The organism is Albimonas sp., assembly GCF_055129145.1.
Window position 1 is genome coordinate 1 of record NZ_JBSRTQ010000180.1, and the last position, 7,533, is coordinate 7,533.

Below are 7,533 nucleotides of genomic sequence, written 5' to 3' on the forward strand. Positions count from 1 at the left end.
ATGATCTGCTCTTCCGTGAACCTGCTCCGCTTCATCTCCGGTCCCTCCTTGTGGGCCGGATTCTAGCTTCAGATGGAGGAGAAAGCGGGGGTCACGTCACGGCGTTTCGCTTGTGGCCGGAAAGAGCGCGGTTCTGCTGAGATGGCCCCCAGGGGGCCTGGTGCGAGCGTCTGCAAGCGTCGTGCGCGTCAAGGCCGAGCCGGCTTCGCCGGTCGCTTCGCGAGCCTTGACCCGCCCGAAGACTCGCCGTTGCGCCTTGAGCCGGGAGGCGGTGATGTCCGCGCCCCGGTCCAACGCCGCGCGGGCGAGGCGGCGCGACGGGCGCATCGGTCGACGCGCGGCTCCCGCCGACGGGGTCAGTGCGCGGCGGCCCAGCTCGCGCCCTGGCCCGCGTCGACCACCAGCGGCGTCGCCAGCGACACGGCGGGCAGGGCCGCGCCCTCCATCGCCGCGCGCACCACCTCGATGGTTTTCGCGGCCTCCGCCTCGGGGACCTCGAACAGCAGCTCGTCATGGACCTGCAGCAGCATCCGCCCCGTCAGTCCCGCCGCCGCCATCGCGGGTTCCACCCGGATCATCGCGCGGCGGATCACATCGGCCGCGGCGCCCTGGATCGGCGCGTTGATCGCCGCGCGCTGGGCGAAGCCGGCCCGCGGGCCGCCCGCGGTGATCTCGGGCGTGTGGATGCGGCGGCCGAACAGGGTCTCGACATAGCCCTTCTCCTTCGCCCCCGCGACGGTCGCGTCCATATAGGCGCGGATGCCGGGGAATTTCTCGAAATAGGCGTCGATGAAGGCCTTGGCCTCGTCGCGCGGGATGCGCAGGTTGTTGGCGAGCCCGAAGGCCGAGATCCCGTAGATCACGCCGAAATTGATCGCCTTCGCCCGGCGGCGGATCTCGGGCGTCATCGCCTCCATCGGCACGCCGAACACTTCGGAGGCGGTCATGGCGTGAATGTCCTGCCCCTCGCGGAACGCCGCCTTCAGCGCGTCGATGCCGGCGATATGGGCGAGGATCCGCAGCTCGATCTGGGAATAATCCAGCGACAGGATCACGTTGCCGGGCTCGGCCACGAAGGCCTCGCGGATCTCGCGCCCCTCTTCGGAGCGGACCGGGATGTTCTGCAGGTTCGGGTCGGTGGACGCCAGCCGCCCGGTGGAGGTGGCGGCGAGGCTGAAGGACGTGTGCACCCGCCCGGTGTCCGGGTTGATATGGGTCTGCAGCGCATCGGTATAGGTGGATTTCAGCTTCGACACCTGGCGCCAGTCCAGCACCCGGGCGGCGAGGTCGGAGCCCTGTTCGGCCGCCAGCGTCTCCAGCACATCCGCCCCGGTCCCCCAGGCGCCATTTTTGCCCTTCTTGCCGCCGGGGAGGTCCATTTTCTCGAACAGGATCTCGCCGAGCTGCTTGGGCGAGCCGACATTGAACGTCTGCCCCGCCAGCTCCTGGATCTCCGCTTCCAGCCCCGCCATGCGCTGGGCGAAGCGCGACGACAGGCGCGAGAGCTGGTCGCGGTCGACCTTGATCCCCGTCATCTCCATCCGCGCCAGCACCGGGACCAGAGGCCGTTCCATCACCTCGTAGACCGCCGCGACGTGCTCCTTGGCGAGCCGCGGCTTGAGGATCCGGTGCAGGCGCAGGGTCACGTCGGCGTCTTCGGCGGCGTAGGGCGCGGCCTTGTCGATGGGCACCCGGTCGAAGGTGATCGCGGCCTTGCCGGTTCCGATCAGCGTCTTGATCGGGATCGGCTGGTGGCCGATGTAGCGATCCGACAGCGCGTCCATGCCGTGCCCGTGCAGGCCGGAGGCGAGCGCGTAGGACATCAGCATGGTGTCGTCGATGGGGCTGACCGGGGTCCCGTGACGGGCGAGCACCTTGAGGTCGTATTTCAGGTTCTGCCCGATCTTGAGGATCGCCTCATCCGCCAGCATCGGGCGCAGCATGTTCAGCGCCTCTTCCCGGTCCATCTGGCCTGGTGCGCGGGCGGCGGGTTCGGACAGCAGGTCGCCGTCGGCGGTCCCGCCCTCCATATGGCCGAGCGGGATGTAGCAGGCCTGACCTGGCTCGACCGACAGCGACATGCCGACGAGGTCGGCCTGCATCTCGTCGAGCGAGGTCGTCTCGGTATCCACCGCCACCCAGCCGCGCGCCTCGATCCGGTCCAGCCAGACCTGAAGCGCGGCGGCGTCGCGCACGATCTCGTAAGCGGACGGGTCGATCGGAGCCTTGAGGCGGGGGTCTTCCCACTCGCCCGCCGCCGCGGCGCCGGTTTCGGCGGTCCGCGGCCCTTCGGCCCCGGCGGCGGCGGAGCCTGCGGGCGCTGCGGCGGGGGGCAGGTCGGACACGCCGAGCCGCTCCGCCACGCGGGCGGTGAGGGTGCGGAACTCCATCAGGCGCAGGAAGCCCAGCAGCGCGTCCGGGTCCGGGTCGCGCAGCGCGAAATCGGCGGGGCCGTCCTCGACCGGGGCGGTGGCGCAAAGCGTCACCAGGTCGCGCGACATGCGGATCTGGTCGGCGTGGTCGATCAGCGTCTGGCGGCGCTTGGGCTGCTTGATCTCCTCGGCCCGCGCGAGCAGCGTGTCGAGATCGCCGTATTCGTTGATCAGCTGGGCGGCGGTCTTGATGCCGATGCCGGGCGCGCCGGGGACGTTGTCCACCGAATCCCCGGCCAGCGCCTGCACATCCACCACCCGCTCCGGCCCCACGCCGAACTTTTCGCGCACGCCGTCCGCGCCGAGGATCTCGTCCGGCTGGCCTTTCAGCCCCGGCTTGCAGATCGAGATCGCGTCCGTGACCAGCTGCAGGAGGTCCTTGTCGGAGCTCACGATGGTCACGCGCGCGCCGGCCTCCTCCGCCAGGCGGGCGTAAGTGGCGATCAGGTCGTCGGCCTCATAGCCCTCCATCTCGATGCAGGGCAGGTTGAAGGCGCGGGTCGCGTCGCGGATCAGGCCGAACTGGGGGCGCAGATCCTCCGGCGGCTCGGGCCGGTGGGCCTTGTATTCGGGGTAGATGTCATTGCGGAAGGTCTTCGAGGAATGGTCGAAGATCACCGCGGCATGGGTGGGCGCGTCCGCCGCGCGCGCCACACGCGCCTCCAGCATCTTTTGCAGCATGTTGCAGAACCCCGCCACCGCGCCGACCGGCAGGCCGTCGGACTTGCGGGCGAGGGCGGGGAGCGCGTGATAGGCGCGGAAGATGAAGCCCGACCCGTCGATCAGCTCCAGATGGTCGCCGGGGCCGATCGCGGGGGCGGCCATGCTCAGGCGTCCGGCTCTGCGACGCGGCCAGGCACGCTGTCGGGGTCGCCGCCCGGCGCGGGATCGACGGCGGGGCGGTCGGTCGGGTCGGCGGGGCCGCCCTGCAGGATGAAGCGTTTGTCGCAATAGCCGCATTCGACGAAGCCGGCCTCGAGCGGGATCTGCAGCCAGACGCGGGGATGGCCGAGGGCTGGCCCCGGGCCGTCGCAGGCGATGCGGGCTTTGGCGACGATCTCGGTTTCGGGCGCGTCGAGGGTCATGGGCGGGTCTCGCATCTGCTGCAGGCGTTGGGCGCGCATCATAGCGGCGTGGCGGGCGCGGGCAAGGCGGCGAAGGGTCCGCGGGGAGGCGGGGCCTCAGCGCCGCCAGCGCATCCGCCGCAGCGCGCTGTCGGTGTCGGAGACGAGGCTGGCGAGCCCGTCGCCATCAGGAAGCGCGGCGGCGACCTCTTCGGCCGGGGGCGCGCCGGCGGGGGCGCCGGGGGCGAAGCCGCGGTCCTTCCAGCGGGCGAAGAGGAGGGCGTCGCCGGCATTCTCGGCCTCGATCTCGGCGACCTCCTCGTGGGAGAGGTCTGCGACGCGCAGCCGTTTCGACTCGCCGACATTTTCGGAGTCGACCGTCCCGTCCACCCCCAGCTCGGCCGAGATCCCGGCCAGCGCTTCGTCGCAGCGCCGGTAGGTGCCGACGAAGTGGAAGCCGGTGAAGGCCGCGTCGAGATGCAGGAAGCGGGCGCGGGTGGAATAGGCGTAGAGCGCGGGGTAGCCGACCTCGAAATAGCGGTGCAGCAGGAAGCGGGTGATCGGGTTGCGCCGCTGGGTGCGCCGCCATTGCGCGAAGGGGGGCGGGGCCGGCTGGCCGCGGGTCTCGTGGCGCATCCAGCGGTAGTTCCAGAACGACACGAGGAAGCCGACGGGGTCGCGAATGAGCACGGAGGGCCGGATCTCGCGCCCCGGGAATTTCGAGGCGAGCGAGCAGGAGAGGGAGTGGCCGGAGACGGCGCGCACGCCGGAGAGGTCGGCGGGAGAAAGGCTGGGATAGCGGTTGCCGATCACGTCGCGCAACGGATGGCGCCAGCGGGGCGCGAGCAGGAAGGCGGGGCCGAGCGTCCGCTCGAAATGCCGCTCGACGGTGGTGCCGGCGCATTTGGGGACGTGAAGGAAGAAGTGGACCGGCCCCGGGGCGCTCGCGGCGGCGGATGCGGCGGCGGATGCGGATTCGGAGGGGGCGGGGGCGGGCGGGGTCATCCGGAACTCCTCGGCCGGCCGGTGCGGCCGGGGGGGGCCAAGACACCAGTCCGGGGCGCGGGATGCAAGCGGGGCCGCGCGACGCAGGCGGGGGAGCCGGCGGCGAGGGAGCCGCGCGACGACGGGCAGGCCGGTGGGGGCGGTGCGCCCGCGCGGCGTTGGGCCGTGGCGCGGGTGGCGAGGGGCGCCGGCCTGTGGGGGCCACGCATCCCGCTCCGTCGCTGCTTGGAAGGCCGTCGCCGCCATGGAGGTGCAGGCCGTTGACGGCGCAGGCATCGCTTCGGCGTCGGCGTCGGCGTCGGGCGGTGGCGCTTCGTTGCGCCGAGGGCATCCGTCGTCCCCGATGACTTGCGAGGAGACGTCCGGGTCAAGGCTCGCGCAGCGACCGGCGCAGCCGGCTTGGCCTTGGTGCGGACGAATCCTCGCGCACGCTCGGACAAGGCCCCTCTGGGGCCGTCTCGGCAAAAGGCGAAAAAACTTCAAAGCCCCCCGGGTCGAAAGCCGGGCGCCGCCCTCGTTCCCGCCCGCGGTCCGTCCCAGCGCCGCGCGGGCGCCCCGTGGCCACGGGCGGGCGGTCGACGCGCGGCTCCCGCGCGCGCCCGCTCAGCGCAGGCGTTCGACCTGGGCGCCGCAGGCCGAAAGCTTCTCCTCCAGCCGCTCGTAGCCGCGGTCGAGATGGTAGACGCGGCTCACCACCGTCTCGCCCTGCGCGGCCAGCCCCGCGAGGATCAGCGACACCGAGGCCCGCAGGTCGGTCGCCATCACCGGGGCGCCGCGCAGCTCGCTCACGCCCTGGATCTTCGCCAGACCGCCATGCACCTCGATCCGGGCGCCCATGCGGATCAACTCGGGCGCGTGCATGAAGCGGTTTTCGAAGATCCGCTCTTCCAGCACGCTTTCGCCGCCGGCCAGCGTCAGCATCGCCATCAGCTGGGCCTGCAGGTCGGTGGGGAAGCCGGGATAAGGCTCGGTCACCACATGCAGCGGGCGGAGCGGCGCGGGGCCGCGGGTGACGCGCAGGCCGCGGGGGGTCTCCTCGAGCGCGAGGCCCGTCTCTTCCAGCCGCTCCCACAGCGCGCCGACGAGGGCGCGGCCGGCGCCGGTCAGTTCGACCGAGCCGCCGGCGATGGCGGGCGCGATCATGTAGGTGCCGAGCTCGATCCGGTCGGCGATCACCCGATGGGTGGCGCCGTGCAGGGCGTCGACGCCCTCGATGGCGATGGTCGGCGTGCCGGCGCCGGAGATGCGGGCGCCCATGGCGGTCAGGCAGGCGGCGAGGTCGACGATCTCGGGTTCCTGCGCCGCGTTCTCGATCACCGTGGTTCCGCGGGCGAGGGTGGCGGCCATCAGCGCGTTTTCGGTGGCGCCGACGGAGACGAGGGGGAAGCGGATCACAGCGCCGCGCAGTCCGCCGGAGGGGGCGCGGGCGTGGACATAGCCGTCGCGGAGTTCGAGTTCGGCGCCCATCGCCTCGAAGGCCATCAGGTGCAGGTCGACGGGGCGCGCGCCGATGGCGCAGCCGCCGGGCAGGGAGACCTCGGCATGGCCGTGGCGGGCGAGCAGCGGCCCCAGCACCAGGATCGAGGCGCGCATCTTGCGCACGATGTCGTAGTCGGCGCGGTGCGAGGCGATGCTCTCCGCCCCGATGGCCAGCACCTTGCCGCCCTGCAGGGGCGCGAGCTCGCAGCCCAGCGAGGCGAGCAGGTCGGTCATGGTGGCGATGTCGGCGAGGCGCGGCGCGTTGGTCAGCGTCAGCGGCGCGTCGGTGAGCAGCGCCGCCGGCATGAGCGCCAAGCAGGCGTTCTTGGCGCCCGAGATGGCGATTTCGCCCGAAAGCGGGCGTCCGCCCGTGACCGCGATCCTGTCCATCCGCCCGTCTCCCGCCTGTATGCGCCGTCCGTTTGCTGTGGGGCCGGTGGTATCGTTCCGCATGGGGCGGCGCAATGACGGGGACGGGGCGGGAAAGCGGCTGGCGGGGGGAGGCCGCGCGTCGACCGTGCGCCGGCTGGGGCGGAGCGCCCGCGCGGCCGGTCGGCGTGGCGCGGGTGGGGGCGTCTCCGGCGGCCGGGCCGGGGGCGATGCGACGGCGGGAGGCGCGAGCCGGGAGGTGCGGGCAGGGAGATGGACGGGGGGGCGAGGGCGCGGCGCCGCGTCGCTTGCCAGCCGCATGGGGCGGGGACAGGGTGCGCCCGCGACCCCCTTTCCCCGGTCGGCCCCGACCCGGGGCGCCGCGCCCTCGCCCGGAGCCTGCCATGTCCGCCCCCGCCTCCCTCTCCCGGTCCGCCCCGAAGGCCATGGTGTTCGACATCGGCAACGTGCTGGTCGACTGGCAGCCCCACCGGGTCTACGAGGCGCTGATCCCCGACGTCGAGGCCCGCGCCGCGCTGTTCGCCCGGGTGGATTTTCACAACATGAACCTCGCGGGGGACCGCAACGGGGACCTCGCGGCCGAAGTCGCGGCGCTCGCCGCCCGCCACCCGCAGGACGCGCCGGCCATCCTCGCCTGGCGCGAACGCTGGGACGAGATGTTCGGTCCGATGCTGCCGGGGGTCGAGCGCCTGTTCCGCGCGGTGAAGGCGCAGGGCATCCCGGTGGTGGCCCTGACCAATTTCGCCGCCGACACATTTCTCGTCGCCCAGCGTCGCTTCCCGATCCTGGCCGAATTCGACATCGAGGTGGTCAGCGGGCGCGAGCAGGTGCTCAAGCCCGAACCCGCGATCTACGAGATCGTCGAGGCGCGCACCGGCCTGACCGGCCCCGACCTGTTCTTCGCCGACGACAAGGCGGAGAACGTCGCCGCCGCCCGCGCCCGCGGCTGGCGGGGCCATGTCGCCGACGGGGCCGAGGGCCTGGAAGCGGCGATGCGTGCGGCCGGGTTCGCGGTCTGACCGCAGCCCCGCGCCCCGCCCTCCCTTTCTCCTAACGTTCCGCCCTGAGACGGCCCCGCCCGCGCCCCGGAATCCCGGCCGCGCGGGCGTGACGGCGAGGCCCGGCGCCCCGCCTGCGCGCGGCCGCCGCGGCAACCCGTCCCG

Annotated in this window: 5 protein-coding genes; 1 reads left to right on the forward strand and 4 read right to left on the reverse strand. The window is 72.7% G+C overall.

The features are described from left to right. Positions 1 to 356 precede the first annotated feature (356 nt). From polA to murA, 4 genes are all read right to left on the reverse strand, one after another. Positions 357 to 3,257, reverse strand: a complete 2,901-nt coding sequence (gene polA, locus ACTB72_RS19180) for a DNA polymerase I (RefSeq protein ID WP_463038620.1) — start codon at positions 3,255 to 3,257, stop codon at positions 357 to 359. Positions 3,258 to 3,259: 2 nt separating this feature from the next. Next, the gene (locus tag ACTB72_RS19185) at positions 3,260 to 3,517 is read right to left on the reverse strand and encodes a zinc-finger domain-containing protein (protein ID WP_463038621.1); all 258 of its coding nucleotides are present in this window, start codon (positions 3,515 to 3,517) and stop codon (positions 3,260 to 3,262) included. Positions 3,518 to 3,613: 96 nt separating this feature from the next. Further along, positions 3,614 to 4,501 (reverse strand): sulfotransferase family protein, encoded by an 888-nt coding sequence (locus tag ACTB72_RS19190; protein ID WP_463038622.1) that lies wholly within the window; start codon positions 4,499 to 4,501, stop codon positions 3,614 to 3,616. 603 nt (positions 4,502 to 5,104) lie between these two features. Further along, positions 5,105 to 6,370, reverse strand: coding sequence for a UDP-N-acetylglucosamine 1-carboxyvinyltransferase (murA, locus tag ACTB72_RS19195; RefSeq protein ID WP_463038623.1), 1,266 nt, complete (start codon positions 6,368 to 6,370; stop codon positions 5,105 to 5,107). 383 nt (positions 6,371 to 6,753) lie between these two features. Between murA and ACTB72_RS19200 the strand changes: the two genes are divergently transcribed. Further along, on the forward strand, positions 6,754 to 7,389 hold the full coding sequence (locus ACTB72_RS19200; protein WP_463038624.1) for an HAD-IA family hydrolase: 636 nt from the start codon (positions 6,754 to 6,756) through the stop codon (positions 7,387 to 7,389). Positions 7,390 to 7,533 lie beyond the last annotated feature (144 nt).